The following is a 22,888-nucleotide window of genomic DNA, read 5'->3' as shown; positions in this document are numbered from 1 at the left end:
ACGCCGCCGAGGGCTCCGTTCCGGAAGAGGTGAGGACGATGCAGCGCATTCGGATCCAGACCCGACCGAGGCAGCCCCGCACGCCTGCGCCGATGGACCTGCGCACCCCGTCCGGCCGCCCGATGCCCTACTGAGCCCCACACGTACGACGGAGGACGTCATGGCAACCACCCGACGCGTCATACCGTTCGCAGAACTCGACCGGCAGGACCTCGGCCGTGTGGGAGGGAAGAACGCCTCCCTGGGAGAGATGACCGTGCACCTGGCCTCCGCAGGTGTGCGGGTACCTCCCGGGTTCGCCACGACGGCGGACGCGTACCGAGAGCTGCTGGGCGGCCACGGGTTGCGCGACCGCATCGAGGAGCAGATCGGGCGTCTCCACGAAGGGGCGGCACTGGATGAGGCGGGGGCGGCCATTCGGTCGATGATCCTGGCCGAGCCGCTCCCGGACGTGCTGCGTACGGAGATCGTCTCGGCGTACGAACAGCTGGGGCGCGATGGAGGCCGTGAGGAACCGGAGGTCGCCGTACGCAGCAGCGCCACCGCCGAGGATCTTCCGGAGGCGAGCTTCGCAGGGCAGCAGGAGACCTACCTGAACGTCCGAGGGCCCGCCCAACTGCTGGAGTCGGTCCATCGCTGCTACGCCTCGCTCTTCACCGACCGGGCCATCGACTACCGGGAGCGGATGGGATTCGACCATCTCTCGGTGGCCCTCTCCGCCGGTATCCAGGTGATGGTCCGGTCGGACCTGGCAGGTGCGGGCGTGATGTTCACCCTCGACCCGGAGAGCGGATTCCCCGAGGTCATCGTGGTCAGCGCGGCCTGGGGACTGGGCGAGACGGTTGTCAGCGGACAGGTCGACCCCGACGAGTACACAGTGTTCAAGCCGAGCTTGAAGGACCCGTCGCTGGACCCGGTGATCGACGTACGGATCGGCGCGAAGCGGCAGAAGGCCGTCTACGCAGAGCACGGTCTGACCCGGACGGTGGATACGACCGGCGACGAGCGCTCACAGCGCGTCCTGACCGACGCGGAAGTCCGGTTCCTGGCCGGCTGGGCCCAGACCGTCGAGGAACACTACGGCTGCCCCATGGACCTGGAATGGGCCAAGGACGGTCTGACAGGAGAGCTGTGGATCGTCCAGGCCCGGCCCGAGACCGTGCAGTCGCGGCGCCGCGCCTCGACCCTGCGCCGCTGTCGCCTGACCGCAACACCGGGTGAGGCCTTGATCGAGGGGATCGCGGTGGGTGAGGCCATCGGCCGCGGCCCGGTCGTCGCCCTGGATTCGCCCGTCGACCTGGACCGCTTCCCCGCCGGTGGCGTGCTCGTCACCGGCATCACGGACCCGGACTGGGAACCGATCATGAAGCGGGCCTCTGCGATCGTCACCGACCACGGTGGCCGCACCTCGCACGCAGCCATCGTCAGTCGCGAACTCGGCGTTCCCGCCGTCGTCGGAACAGGCCGGGCCACCGAGGTGCTCCGCGACGGCCAGGAAGTCACCATCTCCTGTGCCGAAGGAGGCCGCGGTCGGGTCTATCCGGGCCTGCTCGCCTACGAAGAGACCGAGACCGACCTCGCCGGTCTGCCGGCCACGCGGACCCGGGTCATGCTGAACCTCGCCGACCCGTCCGCGGCCTTCCGCTGGTGGAGGCTGCCGGCCGACGGCGTGGGCCTCGCCCGACTGGAGTTCATCGTCGCGCACCAGGTCAAGGTCCATCCCATGGCCCTCCTGCACCCCGAACGACTGGACGACCACGACCGCTGCGTCATCGACCAGCTCACCGAGGGCTACCTGGACCGCGGCGAATACTTCGTCGAGCGCCTGGCCTACGGAATCGCCCGCATCGCCGCCTCCCGCTGGCCCGCGCCCGTCGTCGTCCGCACCAGCGACTTCAAGACCAACGAGTACGCGCGCCTGCTGGGCGGCCGGCCCTTCGAACCGGTCGAAGCCAATCCGATGATCGGCTGGCGCGGTGCGAGCCGCTACTACAGCGACGGATACCGGGAGGGATTCGCCCTCGAATGCCGCGCCCTGCGCCGGGTCCGCGACGAGATGGGCCTGACCAACGTGATCGTCATGATCCCGTTCTGCCGCACCCTCGAAGAGGCCGACAAGGTCCTGGAGGCCATGGACGAGCAGGGCCTGCGCCGGGGTGAGAACGGGCTGAAGGTGTACGTCATGGCGGAGATCCCCGCGAACGTCATCCTGGCCCAGGACTTCGCCCAACGCTTCGACGGCTTCTCGATCGGCAGCAACGATCTCACCCAGCTCACGTTGGGAGTCGACCGAGACTCCGAAGCCCTCGCCCACGTCTTCGACGAGACCAACCCTGCCGTCACCCGCAGTATCGAGATCCTGGTGACGCGGGCCCAGTCCGTGGGCTCCACGGTCGGCCTGTGCGGCCAACGCCCCAGCGACGACCCCGCCTTCACCGAGTTCCTGGTGAAGACCGGCATCGACTCGATCTCCGTGGCCCCTGACAGCTTCGCCGCGGTGAAACAGCACGTGGCCGCCGGCGAACTCAAGCGTTACGGCGCGGACCAAACGGTCCGGGCCGGGTTCCCGGTGAAGCGCGCCGAGAACGACGGGAACGACGGGGACGGAGAATCGTCATGACCTCGAAGCGGGTACTGGTCGCCTACGGCACCAAGCACGGAGCGACTGCGGGAATCGCCGAGCAGATCGGTGTGTCGCTGCGCGAGGACGGCCTCGACGCCGTCGTGCTCCCTGCCGACGACGTGGACGACGTGCGTGGCTACGACGCCGTGGTGCTCGGCGGAGCCCTGTACGCAGGGCACTGGAGCCGCAAGGCCAAGCGCTGCGCCGAACGCAATGCCCACTATCTGAAGCACCGGCCGGTCTGGCTGTTCAGCAGCGGCCCGGTGGACAGTTCCGCCGAGCGGCACGACATCCCGCCGGTACGGGCGGTCGCGCAGCAGATGGAGCGCCTGGGGGCACGCGAACACGTCACTTTCGGCGGCAGCATCACGGCGCACACTTCGGGTCTGCTCGCCAGAGCGCTGGTCCGATCCGGCAAGGGCGGCGACTTCCGTAATCCCGAGCGGATCCAGAGCTGGGCCCACCACATCAGCGCCGAGCTCACCGCTCTCCACTGACACGCTCGGTCAATCCCCGGCAGCCGGAGGCACGATATGCGCGAGGGTCACCCAGAGGAAGGCCGCCCGGGGCGTCGGCGGCGCGGTCGCCGCCCCAATGAACTACGTCGCGCCGACGACCGCACGCGCGGCCTCTGGATCGCCGCCTTCAGGCTCTCCCCGCTCATCGCCGTGCTCTGCGGCATTGCCATCGGGATGGCGGTCTGGAACGCGGAGAACCGCGCCGCCCAGGCGGAGGCACTGCACCGGCACCGAATCCCGGCGACGACGGTAGGTCAGGCCGACAAGGCACTTCCTGCCCGTTTCATCGCCCCCCGGATGGTGAAGGCGCAGGCGGCCTGGGAGTATCCCGTCTCCCACCGCCACACCGACACGGTTCTGGTCCCGGCCGGCACACCCGTGGGTGGGAAGGTCATGGTCTGGGTCGACGACGCGGGTAGGGAGGCATCCGAGCCCCGCCCAGAGGGCGAAGTGGCCTCCACCGCGGTCGCCGCCGGAGCTGCTGTTTTCGGTGTCATCGTACTTTCTGCCGGGGGAGTCGTCTGGCTCAGGCTCCACCGCGTCGAAGCGCACAGCTTGGCCGCATGGGACCGCGAGTGGGAGCTCCTGGAGCCGCGTTGGTCCGGCCGGGTGCGCAGGGACCCGGGAGCCGAGGATGACTGAAGCCGCCACCACCCCCCGGCCCTCCGACGGGGATCCGCTCCTGAACCCCGACCCGATGGAGCCGCTTCCGCTGCTGCGGCGCGAGCTCGGAACCGGGCCGCGCGGGCTGTCGGCCCGAGAGGCAGCCCGCCGCCTCGCCGTCTACGGCCCCAACGAGGTCCGGCGCAAGACCCGTACCTCCCTGGGGCGTGAACTCGTACGTCAGCTGGTCCACCCTTTGGCGTTGCTGCTCTGGGTTGCCGCCGCGCTGGCGTTCGTCGCCGGCATTCCCGTGCTCGGGTGGGCCATCGTCGCCGTGGTCCTCGTCAACGCGGCGTTCGCCCTCCTCCAGGAACGGCAGGCCGAACAGGCCGTGGAGACACTCGCCAAGTACCTGCCCGAGCACGCCCTGGTGATCCGCGATGGTCGGCCCACGGTAGTAGAGGCAGGGGAACTGGTGCCGGGCGATCTGGTCGTTCTCGAAGAGGGTGCCAAGGTTCCGGCCGACGCACGGCTGACCGAGGGGGCCATCGAGGTCGACCTGTCGATGCTGAACGGCGAGTCCACCCCTGCCGAGCGCCTCGCCGGCCCCGGACTCGTCGGAGCGCCGCTGCTGCAGGAGCCCAACCTCGTCTTCAGCGGCACCATTTGCACCGGGGGACAGGCCCAGGCGATCGTCTTCGCCACCGGAAACCACACGGAGCTCGGCCGCATCGCCGCCCTGAGCCAGCGCACCCGGCGCGACCCCAGCCCCCTGGAACAGCAGGTCAAGAAGGTCGCCTGGCTCATCGCGGCCGTAGCGGTCGCCATGGGCGGGGTGTTCCTGGCGGCCGGCGTCGCCGCGGGCCTGCCGCTGACCGACACCCTGATGTTCGCGATCGGCCTGCTCGTCGCCAATGTCCCCGAGGGGCTGCTGCCGACCATCACCCTCGCGCTCGCCGTCGGCGTACGCGTCCTCGCCCGCCAAGGAGCGGTGATCAAACGGCTGAGCGCCGTCGAAACCCTCGGCTCCACCAACGTCATCTGCACCGACAAGACCGGAACACTCACCCAGAACCGCATGCGCCTCCAAGCCGTATGGACGCCCGACCACGCAAGGGAGACCGGCCCCTGGGTGGGAGAGCTGATGCGGACCAGCGCACTGTGCACCACGGTCACCCGGGACGACGACGGCGAACTACACGGCGACCCGACAGAGATGGCCCTGATCGAAGGCGCCGCTGCCCACGCCGCTCCCGTCGACCTCGACGGCCGGGACACCGGGCGCCGCGCCCTCTTCCGCTTCGACCCCCGGCTGCGCCTGATGTCCGTCGTCCAAGCCGATGACGAACACGGCCTGCGCGTCATCGCCAAAGGTGCGCCGGAGACGGTGCTGCAGACCCTGGACGGAAGTTCCGGGGCGGAGGCTGCCGCGGCAGACGAACTCGCCCGTGAGGGAATGCGGGTCTTGGCCGTTGCCGTCCGGACACTGCCGACCGGAGCCGAAGCGCCCGGCCGCCGCCAGGACGCGGAGACCGGGTTGCGTCTGATCGGGCTCGTCGGTCTGTACGACCCGCCACGTCCCGAAGTCGCGGCCGCCGTTCGGCGCTGCCACGATGCAGGACTCCGCGTGCACATCGTCACCGGTGACAACGGCGCCACCGCAGCGGCCGTCGCACGCGAAGTCGGAATCGGACTGCCCCGTCTGCACGTGGTGGCCCAGTCCGAGGCGATCGGCGACCACGAACTCGACGAACTCCTCGCCTCGACAGACGCGGAGGTCGTGTTCGCGCGTTCCTCGCCCGAGACCAAGCTGAAGGTGGCCGACACGCTGCGCGCACACGGCCTGATCGTCGCCATGACCGGGGACGGCGTCAACGACGCACCCGCCCTCCACCGCGCACACATCGGCGTGGCCATGGGCCGCTCCGGCACGGACGTCGCCCGCGAGGCATCCACGATGGTGCTGACCGACGACAACTTCGCCACCATCGTCACCGCGATCGAATCCGGCCGCCGCGTCTACGACAACGTCCGCAAGTTCATCGTCTACATCTTCGCCCACCTCACCCCCGAGGTCGTCCCCTTCCTGGTCTTCGCACTGTCGGCGGGTGCCGTCCCGCTGCCGTTGACCGTCCTCCAGATCCTGGCCATCGACCTCGGCACCGAGACCCTCCCCGCCCTCGCCCTCGGCCGCGAACGGGCCGAGCCCGGCACCATGAGCCGCCCGCCCCGACCGAGTTCGCAAGGGGTCATCTCCCGCGACATGCTCATCCGCAGCTGGGGTTACCTCGGTACCGTCTCCGCCGTCCTGGTCATGACCGCCTTCTTCTACGTGCTGTGGCGTGCGGGCTGGCACCCGGGAGACCCCACCGGCGTCGGCAGCCCCCTCCACCACGCGTACGTCACCGCGACGACCGCCACCTTCGCCGGCATCGTCACCTGCCAGGTGGGCACCGCGGTTGCCGCCCGAACCGACCACGCGGCGCTGCGCGACATCGGCCTGTTCACCAACCCCCTGCTCCTGGCAGGCATCGCCTTCGAACTCGCCTTCACGGCAGCCCTCGTCTACGCACCGCCCCTGCAAGGCCTCTTCGGCACCGCAGCCCTGCCCCTCGACGTCGTCGCCCTCATCGCCTGCTTCCCGGTCCTCGTCTGGGGCACCGACGAGCTGAGGCGCTGGAGGCGACGTACGCACGGAAACCCGCACCCTTGACACACGCCCGGGAGACACCTCATGTCACACACAGCCGAATGGAAGCTCCGTCTGTTCCTCTTCGAAGAGGAACAGACGACGAAGGCCCGCCTGGAACTCGACACCGGCACGACCAGACTCACCGGCCACGGCACCGCCCGCTGCGCCCCGCAGGACACCGACATCCCGGAAATCGGCGACGAACTCGCGGTCGCCCGCGCCATGGAGGACCTGGCGGCCCAGATGAAGCAAACCGCTTACGGAGACAGGCAGGCCGCCGACGAACCGTCACTGCGCGAGTCCCTCAAGCCGCATGCCGGGTGGCTGGACATCGCGACGTCCTAGCCTCGGCCTCCCCTTCTGTGGCTGTCGCACCGGCGTCGCGGCGCCGCCGGAGCACGACTCTCCGGATGTCCGACTCACCGGATGTGCAGGACCTCGGCCACGGGGCGTCGGGGCGTAGCGGGACCTTGTGGCCCGTAGCCGAGCCGGATCACCATCTGTACGTGGTTCATGGCCGAGCCGGGATCGCGCACCGTCCAGCGCAGTTCGGGCCATTCCAGCGGCTGGGAGGTCATGGACGTGACCAGCCCGTCGGCGGTGGCTTGGAGGAGGACGCGTTGCAGGGCCTGTCCTGCTCGCATCCAGTCCTCGGGCCTGTCGCCGGAGGTGCCCAGCAGCGCGATGTGCGGGTTCCGTTCGAAGGCGGCCCAGGCGCGTCCCGGGATGTGCTGGGAACGGCCGAAGTCGCGCACACCTCCACCGCGACCCGTGTGCTTCGGGCCGAAGGCGTGTACGGGAATGCCGTCGGGCCGGGTCTGCTGATCCGGCGTACCGGTGTGTGTCCAGGCCATCGTTTCCGCCGCCACGGCGAGATCCATCTCCTCGCGGTGCTCGGAGTCGTGTATGAGGCCCAGGACCGTGTCGGTGTGCCATGCGTCCGGAACGAGCAGGCGGCACCCTTCGAGCAGGGCGGCGGCCTGCAGGCCGTCCAGGAGCGCGGGAGGTATTTCCTCCTCCGAGAAGGGGAAACGGCTGGAGTGACGACGTCGTATGGCGGGGTGGAGGGCTCCAAGATCCCGGTCCTTGGGCTCGGGGTCCTTGAGGTCCACTGCAGCCAATAGCCACGGATCGTCCCTGTCCGGCAGCACCCGTACGTTGGCGCCCCGGCCTGCCCAGGCGGCGGACACGCGTAGGTTGAACAGTGCGGCGGCGCAGCCCAGGTGGAGGGCGCGGTGGTCCGGGTCGGCGAGGGGCATGGCACGTCCGGGGTCGCCGTACAGTTCGATACTGCCGGAAGCCGGCCGGAAGAGGAACTTCCAGGGCTGGGCGTTGTGCATGGACGGAGCCATGACGGCGTCCTCGATGAGGGGAACGACCTCCGCCGGCTCGGGAATCGAAGCGGTCATGGGACTGTCCTGCCTGTGCGGTGGGCCTCAGTCGTGGGCGATGACGGCGACCGGCGAGACCGCGTGGTGCATCACGGCGTGTGCGATGGGGCCGATGTGGGTGCCGAATGCGGAATGGCGGATGCGGCGGCCGACGACGACGAGGGCGGCTGCAGAGGCCGCGTCGAGGATCTGGATCGCCGACTGGCCGATGGTGGCCCTCGAGTCGACCTGCGCTGCAGGGTACTTCTCGCGCCACGGACGGACCATCTCGTCCAGCGCGCTGGTGATGCCGCGGGCCATCTCCTGATGGATCCCCGGGGCGAGGGCCGGTGCATAGCTGAGGATCGGCGGTGGCGACCAGCCGTGGACGATCACGAGCGGGCAGCGCCGGAAGGACGCCTCTTCGAAAGCGAAGGCCAGGAGCTTGTCGCAGGGCTGGTGGATGTCCACGCCGACCACGACCGGCCCGCGGTCACCACCGCCGTCGGGCGCAACGCCCGCGCGGCCGACGGCCCGGACCAGCACGACGGGGCGTTCTGTCTCGGCAATGGTGGCCGAGCCGGTGGATCCGACGAGAAACCCGGCGATGCTGCCGAGCGCGCGCGAGCCGAGTACCAGCATGTCGGAACCCTCGGCGGCGTGCGCCAGCGCCAGGGAAGGCAGCCCGCCCACTCGACGGGTGTCCACCTTCAAGGACGGATGTGCGCGTCGCGCTTCTTCGGCGGTGTCGCGCAGGACGGTCTCCGCCCAGCGTCGGCGTTCTTCGGTGGTCGCGACGGGAAGCGGTGGATTCTCCAGCCACTCCTCTGCGTGGACCAGGTCCAGGGTGGCGCCGCGGAGCTCGGCCTCGCGTGCGGCCCAGCGGGCGGCCGCCGTGCTTTCCGGGGACCCGTCGAGGCCGACGGTCACTCGGTTCGGCATGGTCACCATCTCCTTCTGGGCGGGAGGTCTTCCCGCCTCTTCCAGACTGGCTGCTCGGCGAGCCTCTGTGGAGGGGCCGGTCGGTCCCCTGTGGGACCGACCAGCCCGCTTGGGGCGACCGCAACCCTGCACATTGGTCGTCTGTCGCGTCGATGACGGATTGCGCTCACATGGTCAGACGAACCGCCGTCACCTTGTACTCAGGGCACGACGTGACGGTGTCGATGCGGTCGGACGTCAGCCGGTTCACCCCGCTGGCGGGGAAATGGAACGTGCAGAACACCTGACCGGGAGAGACGCTCCGACCGACGCGAGCCAGCAGCCGGGCCCGGCCATGACGGCTCTCCACGGTGACCGGCTCACCGTCGTGCACGCCGTGGCGCCCGGCGTCGTCAGGATGGATGTCGAGGTGGTCGACGGCGTCCAAGCCGAGGTTGCCGCCCCGCCGCGTCATGCTGCCGGAGTTGTAGTGCGCCCAGCTGCGACCGGTGACGAGGACCAGTGGGTAGTCGGCGTCGGGCTCTTCGCCCGGTGGCAGGTAGGGCACGGATGCCAGGTGCGCCAGGCCGTCCGGTGTGGCGAACCGTTCTCGGTACAGCTTGGCGGTCCCGGGTCCGTCCGGATGCGGGCAGGGCCACGGGACGGCCCCTTCCCGGTCCAGCCGCGCGTGGGAGATCCCTGCGAAGAGCGGGGCGAGCCGTGCCCACTCGGCCAGTGCGTCGGCGGGGGCCGTGCAGCCCAGGTCGGCGTCCATGGCGGCTGCGACGGCGTGCACGGCCTCGAAGTCGCTGCGGGCCTGGCCGGGTGGCTGTACCGCCGTGCGTACGCGCTGGAAGCGGCGGTCGAGGTTGACGAAGGTGCCGTCCTTCTCCAGCCATGACGCGGCGGGGAGGACGACATCCGCGTGCCGGGCGGTCTCCGACGGGAACAGCTCGCTGACGACGACGAAGGGGCAGGCCTGGAGGGCTTGGACCACGTTCTCCGTGTCGGGATCGGTGGCGCACACGTCCTCGCCCATGATCCACAGGGCTCGCAGGGTTCCCGAGCGGCCGGCCGCGAACATCTCCGGGATGCGCAGGCCGGGACGCGCCGGGACCGGCAGGCCCCAGACGGCTTCCGCGCGTGCGCGGGCCGCCGGATCGGCGATCTTTCCGTATCCCGGGAGGAGGTCCGGCAGGGCCCCCATGTCGGAGGCGCCCTGGACGTTGTTCTGGCCGCGCAGCGGGTTGATGCCGAAGCCCCGATCCGTGCCGACGGCGCCGCGCAGGATGGCCAGATTGGCGAGCGAGCGGACGCCGTCGGTGCCGTGGAGGTGCTCGGTGACGCCCAGACCGTAGACGATCGCGGGCCGCAGGGCCCGCCCGTAGAGCCGGGCGGCGCTGATCAGGTCTGCCGTCGGAACTCCGGTGATGGAGGCCACCCGCTCCGGAGGGTAGTCGGCCACCAGTGCGCCGAACTCGGGGAGTCCGCCCGCCCGGTCCCGCAGGAACCGCTCGTCGACGAGCCCCTCGGCCAGCAGCACGTGGGCCAGGCCGTGGCACAGTGCCACGTTGGTGCCCGGGCGCGGCCTGAGATGCACGTCCGCATGCAGGGCAAGCCCCACGGCCCGTGGATCGGCGACGATCAGTTTGGCCCCTCGCAGGGCGCTCTGGAGCAGCCGCGCCCCGACGACGGGGTGGGCCTCCACCGGATTGGCGCCGACCACCAGGAGGCAGTCGGCCCGTTCCACGTCGTCGAAGGAGTCGGTGCCGCCGGACAGGCCGAAGGAGGCCACGAGGCCGGCTGCGGAGGGGGCGTGGCAGAGCCTGGAGCAGTTGTCGATGTTGTTCGTGCCGATGACGGTCCGCATGAACTTCTGGAAGAGGTAGTTCTCCTCGTTGGTGGCCCGGGCCGAGGAGATGGCGGCCACCGCGTTGGGGCCGGCCGCGTGCACGGCTGCCGAGAACCGGTCGGCGATGTGGCGGACCGCGGTGTCCCACTCCACCGGCTCCAGGAGGTTTCCTCGGCGCATCAGGGGCTGCGTGAGACGGTCGGGGGAAAGACGGTAGCCGTGGGCGAAGCGGCCTTTGACACACGCGTGCCCGCGGTTGACCGGTCCGTCCCGGGCCGGCAGTACTGCTGCCACGTCCCCGTCGCGGACGACCACGTCGAGGGAACACCCGACGCCGCAGTACCCGCACGTCGTGCGTACGGCACCGTCGGAGGGAACCCCGGACGTCAGGCCGCGGCCCGGCCCCGGCGCGGCGATCGCGCCGGTGGGGCAGCTGTCCACGCAGCCGCCGCAGGACACGCAGTCCGAGTCCGCCCAGGGCCCGCCGGTTCCGGGGGCGACGACGGTGTCGGCTCCGCGGCCGATCAGGGTCAGGGCGAAGGTGCCCTGTACGTCGGCGCACACGCGCACGCACCGGCCGCAGGCGATGCACAGATCACGGTCCAGGGTGACGTAGGGGTGGGAGTCGTCGCTCCCGCGGCCGTCGGTGCCCCCTGCCGCATCCGGTCCGATCCCGAGCGATCTGCACACGTGCGCGAGCTCGGAGGGATTGCTGGCAGCAAGCGCGCGGGGTGGGAGGGCGGACACGATGACTTCCACGGCTTCCCGCCGCAGCTCACGAAGGTCGTCCGTGGCGGTCAGAACACGGCTGCCGGGGGTCGCGGGCGTGACGCACGCGGCCACGAGCCGGGCGTCGGACCGGACCAGACAGGTACGGCACGACCCCGCAGGCCGCAGTCGCTCGTCCGAGCAGAGCGCCGGCAGTTCCACGCCCGCGGACTGGACCGCGGACAGCAGTGTCACTCCCTCGGAAACGTCGACGTCCACGCCGTCGACCTCGACCCGGATCACGGATCCCACCCCGGGAGCCGATCCCCGTACGCCCGCGCCAGACTGCGGACCGCCGCCGGAAGGCGCCTGCCGAAGGCGCACAGGCTCGCCTTCTCCAGGACACGCGACAACCGGGCCCACTCGTCCCCGGGCGGCGCGCCCGCCGCTGCGAGTTCCAGACCCCGACGTGAGCCCACCCGACAGGGCGAACATGCCCCGCAGCTCTCCGCGGCGGCGAACTCCCAGACGTGCCGCAGCACTTCGACGGGGTCGAGGCCGCGGTCCAGGGCCACCAGCCCCGCGTGCCCGAGCGCCGCGCCGTGCGCGGCCAAGTCCGCTTCGGTGAGGGGCACGTCCAGCGCGCCAGCGGCGAGGAACCCGCCGAGCGGCCCGCCGACCTGCAGGACGGCCAGCTCCGCGCCGTTCTTGAGGCCACCGCCCAACTCGGTGACGATGCGCTCCACGGGCGTTCCGATGTCGACCTCGTAGGCGCCTGGGCGGGCGAAGCGTTCGGAGAGGCAGACGAGTTTGGTCCCGGTCTCCGCGGTGGTGCCGCGGCGGGCATAGGCCGCGCCGCCCCTGGCCACGATCCAGGGGATCGCCGAGAGCGTCTCCACGTTGCTGACCACGGTCGGGCGGTCCCAGACCCCCCGCTGCGTGGGGTACGGCGGCCGAGCCCGGGCGCACCCGCGGCCGCCTTCCAGGCCGGCTATCAGCGCCGTCTCCTCGCCGGCCACGTACGATCCGGCCCCGCTCACCACGTCGACGTCGAGGGCGGTCGCCGTCCCGTGCGAGGACCTTCCGAAATGGCCGTCCGCGTAGGCCCGCGCGAGGGCCGTGCGTACGGAGTGCAGGGCCCGCGGGTACTCGGAGCGCACCAGTACGGCCCCGCGGTCCGCTCCGCACGCGAAGCAGGCCAACGCCAGGCCTTCCAGTACCCGTTCCGGGTAGCGCTCCATCAGAAGGCGGTCGGCGAAGGAGCCGGGATCTCCCTCGTCCCCGTTGGCCACGACGACCCTCCCCGGGCCGGGCGCGCCGCGTACGGCCTCCCATTTCGCGTGGACGGGGAAACCTGCCCCGCCGCGCCCCCGGAGACCGGAGGCCGCGACTTCCCGGCGGATGGCCTCGGCCGAACCGGAGGCGACGACCTCCGGCCACAGCTGCCATGGGCTCGCGTCAGCGAGGAGTACGGGATCACCGGTGTCGTCGGACGCGGGGATGTCCGGGGCGTGCGGAGGTTCCCGCCCGGCCAGCTGGGCGGACAGCGACGGCCCGGTGCACGGCGTGCTGCCGTCCAGAGCCGCGGGGGCCGCGTAGCAGTAGCCGAGACACCGGACGGACTGAAGTGATGTTCCTCCGTCCGGCGACACGGAACCCGGGCGCAACCCCAGCTCTCGTTCCACCGGATCGAGCGGGCGACCACCGGTCGCCGCGAAGCACGCGGTAGCGGAGCAGATGGACACGTGGCGGCGTCCGTGCGGGGTGGCCAGGTCGGCGAAGTAGGTTGCGGGGCCGAGAGCGGCCGCACCAGGCAGGCCCAACCGGTCGGCGATGGCAGGAGCCCACTCGGCTGGACCGGCCGTGTGCTCTTCGCGTGACGCGGCCAGAGCCCGCGTCAGCCGGTCTCCCGGCTGGCCCCGGCGTTCGGCAAGGACTCGGAAGGCATCGGGCTGTTCCTCGCGGCGCGGAGAGGCCATGCCCCCATGATCGATCCGGCTGCGGGTATGCGCACGTGGATCTCCGTGCCGACGAGCGGGGCGCTGCGCCGAAGCCCAGACTGGAGAGGGGGCCGAGGCGCGAGGAGGCCGGACATGACCACTGCACGGGACATCATGCACAGCGGTGCCACCTGCGTTCAGGAGACCGAGACGCTCATGGACGCGGCCCGGCGGATGAGCGAGCTGGACGTCGGCGCGCTGCCGATCTGCGGGCCTGACGACCGTCTGCACGGCATCATCACCGACCGTGACATCGTGCTGAAGTGCCTGGCCAAGGGCAAGGACCCGCACCACATGACGGCCGGGCAGCTCGCGCAGGGCAAGCCGATCACGGTCGACGCGGACGCCGACACGAGCCAGGTCCTGCAGACGATGCAGGACCACAGGATCCGGCGCGTCCCGGTCATCGCCGAACACCGTCTCGTCGGGATGATCAGCGAGGCCGATCTTGCCCGGCACCTGTCCGACGAGCAGGTGGGCCACTTCGTCGAGACCATCTGCGCACAACGCTAGCCGCAGCGGTCGCCCTGCCGGGGCTATTCGTGCGCGATGACGGCGACGGGTGCTTTGGAGTGGTGGAGGACCGCGTGAGTGACCGGTCCGATGTGCGTGCCGATCGAGGACCGTCGGATGCGGCGGCCGACGACGATGAGACCCGCTTCGGAGTTTGCGTCGAGGAGTTCTGTGGAGGCGTGGCCGGCGTTCGCCCGAGAGGTGACGTCGACAGCCGGGTACTTGTCCCGCCAGGGCTTCAGGATGTCTTCCAGAGACCCCTTCGCGCTCATCTCGAGTTGGGCGTGGACTCGCGGATCGTACGCCGCTCCGTATCCCACCAGCGGAGGCATCGACCAGCTGAGCCGGACGTGGAGGGCGCAGGCCCGCCGCGCCGCCTCCTCGAAGGCGAAGGCGAGGAGCGCGTCGCAGGGCCCGCTGATGTCGACGCCCACCACCACGTCACGGGATGTGTGCCGGCCGTCCGGGTGCGGCGCCGTGTCTTCGCTCGCCCGTACCATGACAACCGGCCGCACCGTCGCCTGGATGACCGCCATGCCGACGGACCCGAGGACGAACCCCGTGATGGTGCCCAGTCCCCGGGAGCCGAGAACGATCATGCTCGCGCCGGCTGCGGCGGCGGCGAGCATGGCGGCCGGCTTGCCGTCAAATGACCGGATGTCGACCTCCAGTTCGTGGTGCCTCGTGCGCAGCTCGTCGGCGGCCTCGTTCAGAAGCGCCTGGGACCAGTGACGGCGTACATCGTCCGTGGCGACAGGAATGTCGAGCGGGGTCGACCATTCCTCGGCGTGGACGAGGTGGAGTGGTACGCCCCGCAGAAGGGCTTCCCGTGCCGCCCAATGGGCGGCCGCGACGCTTTCCGCGGATCCGTCGAGGCCGACGAGGATGCGATCGTTCATGATGACTTCCTTCAGGCAGAGGGCTGCACGGTCTCGGGACGTTCGTCTCCGCCCATGTCGAGGCGGAACGGCGGGTACGCATCGGTCATGAGACTGGAGTAGGCCGCGACGCGCAGCACCCAGCGGTTCAGCCCGATGATGAGATCGAAGAGGTCGCGCGGGTACTTCTCGGTGAAGGCCAGCGTGACGACGGCGATGAGGGCGAGTACGCCGGTCAGGCCGCCGCCCCACCAGCCGCCGTGCGGCGCGCCGGTGAAGAAGCCGATCACGATGTAGTGGGGGATGGCGAGCAGCCACCACTTCACCAGTACCAGGCCCCGGGACAGCCGTTGTGGGTACGCGATGTCGAGCCGTGCCGGGTAGTCGGGTTCCGGGCCGAGGCTGAACGGGGGGTACCGGTCGGTGCCGAGCGCGCCGTACGCGTAGTACGAGACGCGCCACGACCAGCGCAGGACGCCGAGGTTGAAGTCGAACAGTGCTCGCGGGTAGCGCTCGGTGAAGAGGATGGCGAAGAACGCGATCACGCTGACCACGAGGAAGGCGATCCAGAGGAAGGCCAGCACGATGTAGTGGGGGATCGCCAGCACCCATTTCACCAGCCACAGCCACCGTGAGAGAGGACTGTCCAACCGCGCCGACACGATGACCGGTTGCGGGACACCCATGGCACTGGTCATGTACGTCAACTCCTTCAGGTGGGGGTCGTGTCGTCGATGGCGTATCCGAGGTGCTGGGTGACGGAGACCACGCCGTCCACGGTGCGGCAGAGCCGTTCGATCAGCGGGATGAGGCTCTTGAAGTCGACGGTTCCGTGCAGTTCGACCCGGCCGTCGGCGACGGCCACTGTGATGGCGGTGGGGCTCTGGCGCAGGCTGAGGTCGAGTACGTCACCCGTGATCTCGTGACGGATGTCCTCGTCGTCCCGGAGGAAGATCCGCAGCAGGTCCCGTCGGCTGACGATGCCGATCAGCACGTCCGAGTCGTCCACGACCAGGAGCCTCTTGACCCCTTGTGATTCCATCAGCCGGGCGGCTTCGGCGACTGTCCAGTCGGGTCTGGCGCACACGGGGGGCGAGGACATCAGCTCCTCGGCGCGCGTACCCGCGGCCTTGTCCTCCAGCCACGCTTCCCGTTCGGGCAGCGACTGGAAATAGTCTCCTTGGCCTGCGGACTTCGGCAGCAGGTCCCGTTCCGAGATCACGCCGATGGGATGGCCGGCCTGGTCGACGACCGGGACGGCCGACACCTGGTGTTCCGTCAGGGCTCGGGCGATCTCCTTGAAGGGAGCGTTGTTGGGTACGCTGATGACCTCGCGGGTCATCAGCTCGCGGACTTCTCGATGCCTCATGCTCTTCTCCTACCGCTCAGCGGGCTGTTCGCGTGTCGACCGACATGTCGTCCTGTTCGTAGTCGAGTCGGTTGACCACGTCCACGACGCCGTCGACGCTCTGGCACAGGCGCAGCACGATGGGGACCAGGCTGCGGCGGCTCACGGTGCCGCTGAGGGTCACGAGACCGTCAGTGACCTCGACGGTCAGCGCGGAGGGCCTGAGTCCGAGGGTGCGGGTCAGTACGTCCTCGAGGATTTCCTCCTGGATCGCGTGATCCCTGCGCAGGAAGAGCTGCAGCAGGTCGCTGCGGCTCAGGATGCCGATCAGCCGGCCGGCGGCATCCACGACGGGCAGTCTCTTGACTTGGTGCTTGCGCATGACTCGCACCGCGCGGACGACGCTCCAGTGCGGCTGGGCGGTGATGGCGGGGCTGGTCATGAGACCGGCAGCGGTGTTCGTCCCGCTGGCGAAGGTGGGCTTGCGGAGCAGGTCGGCTTCGGAGACGACGCCCACAGGACGCTCGGCCTCGTCCACGACGGGCACGGCAGAGATGTCGAACTCCTTCAGGAGATGGGCGATCTCCTTGAACGGGGTGCCGGGCTGCACGCTGACGACGGAGGGGGTCATCAGGTCGGCGACGCTGCGGTGTCTCATCGTCGCCTCACGCGCGGACTTCCGTGTCGAGGCGCGCGGCCGTCACGTCCACGACCCCCGGTACGGTGCGTGCGACACGTACCAGCACGTCTTTGAGGGACGGGTCGGGGATGGAGCCGTCCAGATGAACGATGCCGTCGGCGACGTGGACCTGCACCACGGCAGAGCCTGCGGGGATGAGCTCGGCCATGATCAGTTCGCGGAGCTCCTCCGCGATGTCCGCGTCGGGCCGGAGGTAGATCTTGAGCAGGTCGCCCCGGCTGACGACGCCGACGAGGCGGCCGTCGGCATCGACGACGGGGAGCCGCTTGAGGTGCCGGTGGGCCATCAGGCGGGCTGCGCCGGGGATGCCGGTCTCCTCGGTCACGGTGACGGCGGGTACGGTCATCAGCTGGCCGGCGGTGACGGCACGGGATTCGTCCGCGCCCTGGGCCTTGAGCAACAGATCGGCTTCGGACACCACGCCGGCGACTCGTCCGTCTTCCGACAGGACGGGCAGGGCGCTGATCCGCCATTGCCGCATGGCCTCCACGATGTCCTTGAACGGTGCTCCGCGGTTGACGGAGATCACGGCGTGGGTCATCACGTCGTTGACGGTGCGCAGGCGCTTCATGATTCCTCCAGAGCGGTGTCCCGATACATCCGAGCGTCGGCACCACCGCCCGCTGGTGGTAGGGCCGTCCGGGGGCCACCGGGGCCTGATCGGCCCTATGGTGCAGGCGTCAGGCGTGCTTTCCTGAAGTTGACGGAAAGAGTCCCTGAGAGGATGCGGAGAAGCGGCTGATGGCCGTCCACCGCGCAATCGGGATCCGCGAGAAGCGGGCGGGCTCTTTCCGCCTCTTGTCGTGAGGGGCTCAACCGGTGCCGTGGTTCGGCTCGGCAGCCGGAGACAGGTCGTCGACGGTGTAGCCGAGGGCTTGGTCCACGCTGACGACCCCGTCGACCGACCGGCACAGCCGTTCGAGAACCGGAATGGTGGACCGCTCCTCGACCCGGCCACTCAGGGAGACGACGCCTTCCCGCACGGTTACGGCGACGCCGCCCGGGGTCATTCGGAGCGTCCGGCCCAGCACGTCGTCGACGACTTCATCACGTATGGCGTCGTCGCGGCGGAGCATGGGCCGCAGCAGGTCGGAACGGCTGACGATGCCCACCAGAGTTCCGGTTTCGTCGATCACGGGCAGGCGCTTGACGCCCCGCTCGTGCAGGAATCGGGCCGTCTCGACGATGCCCCACTCCGGCCGGGCGGTCAGTACGGGGGTGGACATCAGGTCCCCGGCGGTGCGGGCGTCCATGGAGGCACGGTCCAGGGATGCCGCACGGTGCACGGGGTCGCGCCCTCCGGTGTCGGGCAGGCCGGCTTGCCTGCGGAGGAGGTCCGCTTCGGAGACGAGGCCGATCGGGTGGTGGCGGGTGTCCACGATGGGCATGGCCGAGACGCCGTTGTGGTCGAGGCTCCAGACGACTGCTTTGAGTGACGCTTCGGGGCTGGCGGTGGCCACGTCCCTGGTCATGACGTCTGCGACAGTGCGATGGGACATGGTCCGATCTCCCTTGAGGATGAGGCCGTCAGTCGTGGGCGATGACCGCGACGGGAGCCGTGGCGTGGTGCAGGACGGCGTGGGCCACCGGCCCCAGATGCGAGCCCAAGGGGGAGCGGCGCAGATGCCGGCCCACCACCACGAGATCCGCGCCGGACGCGGCCTGGACGAGTTGCGGGCCGGCAGACCCTACGAACGCCTGGTGGGTGACCCTCACGGAGGGGAACTTGTGGCGCCACGGCAGCAGCATGTCGTCCAGCATCTGGGTGACACTGCGGCCGACCTCCCTCTCGTCATCCGGGTCGAAGAAGGGGGCGTACTGGTACATGGACGGCATCCTCCAGCCGTGGACCGCACGCAGGGCGCAGCCCCGGCGGGCCGCTTCTTCGAACGCGAAGGCCAGAACCCTGTCCGCCGCCTCGTGGATGTCGACACCCAGAACGATCTCTCCGTACGGGGTGGGTCCGGTCTCCTCGGCTTCGCCCGCCGCCCGTACGAGCGCCACCGGCGTCTCGGTGGCCGCGAGCGTCGACATGCTCACCGAGCCGATGAGGAAGCCGACCAGGCCGCCCACGCCGCGGGAGCCGAGTACGAGCAGCCCGGCGTCGACCGCCTCCGCGGCCAGGGCTGCCGCCGGCCTGCCGGCCAGGCACCGAGTGGAGACCTCCAGGCCCGGATGCCGACGTCGTACGTCATCCAGCGCCTCGGTGAGCGCTTCGTCGGCCCACCGGTCGGCGCCCTCACGGCCCAACCCCGGAATCGCTGGGCTCATCGGCCAGTCGACGGCGTGGACGAGCCTCAGCGGGACCTCCCGCAAGGCCGCCTCACGGGCGCCCCAACGGGCCGCGGACAGGCTCTCGGGAGAGCCGTCGACGCCGACGGTCACGTGGTGCTTCATGGCGAGAACCTCCTTGGGCGGCGCGGAGCCGCGGTGCCCTTCCAGGTTCGTCCGCGGCGTGGTGAGAGGGGAGGGGCCATGTGGCCCCATGTGGGGCCGACCAGCCCCGGCTACTGCCCGGAGGTGCGTGAGGCGATGTAGTCCGCACAGCCGTGCAGGGTGTTCAGTGCCGGATAGTCGGTCTCGGGCAGGGGGAGTCCGGTGCGTTCGCCCAGTGCCTCGATGAAGTTGAGGAAGTCCAGCGAGTCCATCTCCAGGCTGTCCCGGAAGTTCTCGTCGGGGGAGAGCACGCTCGCGTCAGCGCCGGGAACGGCGCTTGTCAGGACGTCCTTGATCAGTACGAGGGCCTCGTCGCGGTTCACAGTTCCTCCGGTCGTTGGAGCAGGCGGTCGATGGCCGTCAGGAAACGAGCCCCGGTCGCACCGTCGCTCGCCCGGTGGTCCGCGGAGAGAGTGGCCGTCACCGTCGGGTGCACCGTGAGCATCCCGTCCACGGCCACCGGCTGCTCGATGACACGCCCCAGACCCACGAGCGCGACTTGCGGTGGGTAGATCACCCCGAAGACGGCCTCCACCCCCTGGTCGCCGAGGTTGGTCACTGTCAGGGTGGGATCTGCGGTCTCCGAAGCCCGAAGACGGCCGCCACGAGCCCGCGAGACCAGGTCCTTCAGCGTCGCCATCAGCTCCGGCAGCGGCATGGTGTCGGCGTCCGTCAGCGCGGGCGCCACCAGGCCGCCGCCGCGCAGGGACACCGCGACGCCGAGTCGCACCGCACTCGCGGGGAAGAACGCCTCCTCCCGCCAGTAGCCGTTCAGCTCCGGTACCTGGCGTGCCGCCAGGGCAACTGACTTGAGCAACAGGGCCGCCGGCACGAGCCGTTCCGCGACCGGCACGCTCGCGTTCCGGTCGCGCATCCAGCTCATCGCGACGGCCAGGTCGACCTTCGTCGACAAGTAGTAGTGGGGGATCTCCCGGTTGGCGCGGGCCATCAGCGCGGCGATCGCCGAACGCGCCGGATGCAGCGGCTCAGGCGTGGCCGGCGACGGTCGGACCGGTTCATGGCGTTCGCCGGTACGGGCCGGATGCCCTTCCGTCGTGGCGCGTACGTCGTCGGCCCGGATCGTGCCGTCCCGCCCGGTTCCCCGCAGGGTGCTCAGGTCGACGCCCGCCTCCTGGGCCAGTCGCCGGGCAAGCGGGGAGGCCTTCACCCGGTGCGGCCCCTCGACCGGCGCGTGCTCCACGTCGGAGCGGGTGATCCGCCCGCCCTTGCCGGAACCGTGCACGGACGACAGATCGACGCCCTTGCGTTCGGCCAAGTGCCGAACCAAGGGGGTGGACACGGCGTCCCCGCCTGGGACCACGGTGCGGCCGGGAGCGGCGCGCAGGCCAGTGGCCGGGGCGGCCGGCTGCTTCGCGCCGGCCGTGGCCCGAGGCTCGACCGCCGGGCCGATCACGGCCATTCGTGTCCCCACCGGCACCGTGGTCCCCGGGGTGACGAGGAGGGCACTGACCGTTCCCGAGTCGAAGCATTCGACCTCGATGGTCGACTTGGCCGTCTCCACGACCGCGACGACATCGCCCTTCGTGACGGTGTCGCCGGGGCTGACCAGCCATTCCACGAGGGTGCCCTCGTCCATGTCCGAGCCGAGGGAGGGCATGGTGAAGTCGGCCATGTCAGCTCACCGTCCGGCGGACGGCGTCCACGATGGTCGCGGGCTGGGGCAGCGCCGCCTCTTCGAGCTGTCGTGCGTAGGGAATGGGCACCTCCGCGCTGCACACGCGCTGAACGGGGGCGTCGAGTTCGTAGAACGCCTGCTCGGTGATGCGGGAGGAGATTTCCGCGGCCAGACTGCCGCTGCGCCAGGCCTCGTCGACGATCACCGCTCGATGCGTGCGGCCGACGGACGCCATCACCGTCGCATCGTCGAGCGGGCGCAGGGAGCGCAGATCCACGACCTCCGCGCTGATGCCCTCCCCGGCAAGGGTTTCCGCGGCCGCCATCGCCTTCGGCAGGGAGCCGCCGTAGGTGATCACGGAGACGTCCGTACCGGACCGGCGTACGGCCGCGGTGTCGAGGTCGACGGCTTCGACGGTCCCGTCAAGGGAGCCCTCCGTGTTGTACAGACCGCCGTGTTCGAAGATCAGTACCGGATCCGGGTCGGCGAGGGCGGCGGCGAGCATGTGCCGCGCGTCGTCGACCGTCGCAGGGGCCAGCACCCGGATACCGGGGATGTGCGCGTACCAGCCCTCAAGGCTGTGGGAGTGCTGGGCGCCGAGCTGCCGGCCTGCTCCCGTCGTCATGCGGATCACCACGGGCACGCTCAGCTGCCCGCCCGACATGTGGAGCAGCGTGGCCGCGTTGTTGAGGATCTGGTCCAGTGCCAGAAGACTGAAATTCACGGTCATGATCTCGACCACGGGCCGCATCCCACCGATCGCGGCGCCGATGCCCGCGCCGACGAAGCCGGATTCGGACAGCGGAGTGTCGCGGATGCGGTCGGGCCCGAACTCTTCGAGCAGTCCCAGACTGACGCCGAAGCACCCGCCGTACCGGCCCACGTCCTCGCCCATGAGGAAGACCCGCTCGTCCTGTTGCAGGGCCTCGCGCAGCCCCTCACGGAGAGCCTCACGGTAGGTGGTCGGCCGGGGAGTGACGGCGGATGGATTCCGTGTGTTCATGGCGTGCTCCCGGATGAGCTCGTGACGAAGCAGAGCAGGTCCGTGACCGGCTCGGAGGGGGCTTCCTCGGCCCGCTGTACGGCCGTGTCGATCTCGTCGAGCACTTCGCTTTCGAGTTCTTCCATCACCCGGTCGTCGAGCTCTCCTTCCGAACGCATCAGGTCGGCCAGCCCCTTGAGGGGGTCGCGTCCCTTCCATTCCTCGATCTCGGACTTGGCCCGGTACCGGTCCGGGTCGTACATGGAGTGGGCGCGGAACCGGTAGGTCTGCGCCTCCAGGAAGTGCGGTCCGTTGCCCGCGCGCACGGACTCCGTCGCCCGTAGGGCGGCGGCTTCGACGGCGAGCACGTCCATGCCGTCGACGGTCCAGGCGGGCATTCCGTACGAAGCGGCGCGCATGGCGAGGTTGGTCTGCGCGTGCTCCCGGGCCAGGCTGGTGCCCATGGCGTACAGGTTGTTCTCGCAGACCAGCAGCAGGGGCAGCCGCCACAGGGCCGCGAGGTTGGCGGTCTCGTGGAACTCGCCTTCGGCGAAGGCGCCGTCCCCGAAGAAGCAGCAGGTGACGCGGGTGCTGCCGCGCATCCGGTCGGCGAGTGCGAGCCCGGCCGCCAGAGGAAGTCCGCCGGCCACGATCGCGTTGCCCCCGTAGAAGCGGCGTGTGGCGTCGAACAGGTGCATGGAGCCGCCGCGCCCGTGGCTGCAGCCGGTGGCTTTGCCGTACATCTCGGCCATCACGGCGTCGGCGGGAACTCCGCGGGCCAGGGCGTGCCCGTGCTCGCGATAAGTGGACACCACCGCGTCCTCCTCGAGCAGGGCCTGGTTGACGCCTACGGCGACGGCTTCCTCTCCGATGCAGAGGTGGACGAATCCTCGGATCCTCGCGCCGCTGTACAACTCGACGCACCGTTCCTCGAAGCGGCGGATGGCGAGCATCCGGCGGAGCAGGGACAGGTGATCTCCGAGTGCCGGATGCCTGTCGGGAGCGCCGCGGGCGGCGCCGGCCGGTGTCTTCCTTCGCCCGCTCTTGCGTGCTGCGGTAGGGGCTCGTCCCTCGTGCTGCGGGGTAGTGCCGCTCATCGTGCTGCCTT

Annotated in this window: 21 protein-coding genes; 6 read left to right on the top strand and 15 right to left on the bottom strand. The window is 70.2% G+C overall.

Features of this window, described 5'->3' with window-relative positions; genetic code table 11:
• Positions 1–160: 160 nt before the first annotated feature.
• The 5 genes from ppsA to OG435_RS33275 are packed head-to-tail and all read left to right on the top strand — an operon-like array spanning position 161 to position 6,781.
• Positions 161–2,620: a phosphoenolpyruvate synthase gene (gene ppsA / locus OG435_RS33295; protein WP_266882570.1), complete on the top strand. Its 2,460-nt coding sequence runs from the start codon at positions 161–163 to the stop codon at positions 2,618–2,620.
• On the top strand, positions 2,617–3,120 hold the full coding sequence (locus OG435_RS33290; protein ID WP_266882568.1) for a flavodoxin domain-containing protein: 504 nt from the start codon (positions 2,617–2,619) through the stop codon (positions 3,118–3,120). Before ppsA ends, OG435_RS33290 begins: the two co-directional genes overlap by 4 nt.
• Positions 3,121–3,156: 36 nt before the next feature.
• Positions 3,157–3,783, top strand: coding sequence for an Rv1733c family protein (locus OG435_RS33285; protein ID WP_266882566.1), 627 nt, complete (start codon positions 3,157–3,159; stop codon positions 3,781–3,783).
• A complete protein-coding gene (locus OG435_RS33280) occupies positions 3,776–6,457 on the top strand; it encodes a cation-translocating P-type ATPase (protein ID WP_266882564.1) in 2,682 nt (893 codons plus the stop codon). Before OG435_RS33285 ends, OG435_RS33280 begins: the two co-directional genes overlap by 8 nt.
• A 21-nt stretch (positions 6,458–6,478) precedes the next feature.
• Complete coding sequence (locus tag OG435_RS33275) at positions 6,479–6,781, top strand: dsRBD fold-containing protein (RefSeq protein WP_266882562.1); 303 nt, start codon at positions 6,479–6,481, stop codon at positions 6,779–6,781.
• Between the two features lie 74 nt (positions 6,782–6,855).
• On the opposite strand, the gene OG435_RS33270 is transcribed toward OG435_RS33275, so the two are convergent.
• The 4 genes from OG435_RS33270 to OG435_RS33255 form a co-directional block, all read right to left on the bottom strand.
• A complete protein-coding gene (locus tag OG435_RS33270; protein ID WP_266882560.1) occupies positions 6,856–7,845 on the bottom strand; it encodes an Acg family FMN-binding oxidoreductase in 990 nt (329 codons plus the stop codon).
• Between the two features lie 27 nt (positions 7,846–7,872).
• Positions 7,873–8,748 carry a universal stress protein gene (locus OG435_RS33265; protein ID WP_323187965.1) on the bottom strand — a complete coding sequence of 292 codons (876 nt, stop codon included), beginning with the start codon at positions 8,746–8,748 and terminating at the stop codon, positions 7,873–7,875.
• A gap of 166 nt (positions 8,749–8,914) precedes the next feature.
• Positions 8,915–11,599: a formate dehydrogenase subunit alpha gene (fdhF, locus tag OG435_RS33260; RefSeq protein ID WP_266882556.1), complete on the bottom strand. Its 2,685-nt coding sequence runs from the start codon at positions 11,597–11,599 to the stop codon at positions 8,915–8,917.
• Complete coding sequence (locus OG435_RS33255; RefSeq protein ID WP_266882554.1) at positions 11,587–13,266, bottom strand: NAD(P)H-dependent oxidoreductase subunit E; 1,680 nt, start codon at positions 13,264–13,266, stop codon at positions 11,587–11,589. Before OG435_RS33255 ends, fdhF begins: the two co-directional genes overlap by 13 nt.
• A gap of 114 nt (positions 13,267–13,380) precedes the next feature.
• Between OG435_RS33255 and OG435_RS33250 the strand changes: the two genes are divergently transcribed.
• Positions 13,381–13,800 carry a CBS domain-containing protein gene (locus tag OG435_RS33250; protein ID WP_266882552.1) on the top strand — a complete coding sequence of 140 codons (420 nt, stop codon included), beginning with the start codon at positions 13,381–13,383 and terminating at the stop codon, positions 13,798–13,800.
• 23 nt (positions 13,801–13,823) lie between these two features.
• Here the strand turns inward: OG435_RS33250 and OG435_RS33245 are convergent, their stop codons facing one another.
• The 11 genes from OG435_RS33245 to pdhA all read right to left on the bottom strand — a co-directional run bounded on the left by OG435_RS33245 (position 13,824) and on the right by pdhA (position 22,877).
• Positions 13,824–14,699, bottom strand: a complete 876-nt coding sequence (locus tag OG435_RS33245) for a universal stress protein (RefSeq protein WP_266882550.1) — start codon at positions 14,697–14,699, stop codon at positions 13,824–13,826.
• Positions 14,700–14,710: 11 nt separating this feature from the next.
• Positions 14,711–15,376, bottom strand: a complete 666-nt coding sequence (locus OG435_RS33240) for a DUF4389 domain-containing protein (RefSeq protein ID WP_266882548.1) — start codon at positions 15,374–15,376, stop codon at positions 14,711–14,713.
• Positions 15,377–15,390: 14 nt separating this feature from the next.
• Entirely contained in the window at positions 15,391–16,047 is a 657-nt protein-coding gene (locus OG435_RS33235; protein ID WP_266882546.1) for a CBS domain-containing protein, read from the bottom strand.
• Between the two features lie 16 nt (positions 16,048–16,063).
• Positions 16,064–16,684: a CBS domain-containing protein gene (locus tag OG435_RS33230; protein WP_266882544.1), complete on the bottom strand. Its 621-nt coding sequence runs from the start codon at positions 16,682–16,684 to the stop codon at positions 16,064–16,066.
• A 7-nt stretch (positions 16,685–16,691) separates the two neighbouring features.
• The gene (locus OG435_RS33225) at positions 16,692–17,297 is read right to left on the bottom strand and encodes a CBS domain-containing protein (RefSeq protein ID WP_266882542.1); all 606 of its coding nucleotides are present in this window, start codon (positions 17,295–17,297) and stop codon (positions 16,692–16,694) included.
• Between the two features lie 241 nt (positions 17,298–17,538).
• The gene (locus tag OG435_RS33220) at positions 17,539–18,225 is read right to left on the bottom strand and encodes a CBS domain-containing protein (protein WP_266882540.1); all 687 of its coding nucleotides are present in this window, start codon (positions 18,223–18,225) and stop codon (positions 17,539–17,541) included.
• A 28-nt stretch (positions 18,226–18,253) separates the two neighbouring features.
• Positions 18,254–19,123, bottom strand: coding sequence for a universal stress protein (locus tag OG435_RS33215; protein ID WP_266882538.1), 870 nt, complete (start codon positions 19,121–19,123; stop codon positions 18,254–18,256).
• 110 nt (positions 19,124–19,233) lie between these two features.
• Positions 19,234–19,485 (bottom strand): acyl carrier protein, encoded by a 252-nt coding sequence (locus tag OG435_RS33210; protein WP_266882536.1) that lies wholly within the window; start codon positions 19,483–19,485, stop codon positions 19,234–19,236.
• Positions 19,482–20,795, bottom strand: a complete 1,314-nt coding sequence (locus tag OG435_RS33205; protein ID WP_266882534.1) for a dihydrolipoamide acetyltransferase family protein — start codon at positions 20,793–20,795, stop codon at positions 19,482–19,484. Before OG435_RS33205 ends, OG435_RS33210 begins: the two co-directional genes overlap by 4 nt.
• Position 20,796: 1 nt before the next feature.
• Positions 20,797–21,801, bottom strand: coding sequence for an alpha-ketoacid dehydrogenase subunit beta (locus OG435_RS33200; protein WP_266882532.1), 1,005 nt, complete (start codon positions 21,799–21,801; stop codon positions 20,797–20,799).
• The gene (gene pdhA / locus OG435_RS33195; protein ID WP_266882530.1) at positions 21,798–22,877 is read right to left on the bottom strand and encodes a pyruvate dehydrogenase (acetyl-transferring) E1 component subunit alpha; all 1,080 of its coding nucleotides are present in this window, start codon (positions 22,875–22,877) and stop codon (positions 21,798–21,800) included. The genes OG435_RS33200 and pdhA overlap by 4 nt, the downstream gene beginning before the upstream one ends.
• Positions 22,878–22,888 lie beyond the last annotated feature (11 nt).

It is taken from the genome of Streptomyces sp. NBC_01264, from assembly GCF_026340675.1.
GTDB lineage: Bacteria > Actinomycetota > Actinomycetes > Streptomycetales > Streptomycetaceae > Streptomyces.
The sequence above is the reverse complement of the archived record's forward strand: the minus strand, read 5'-3'. Positions and strand labels throughout refer to the sequence as shown.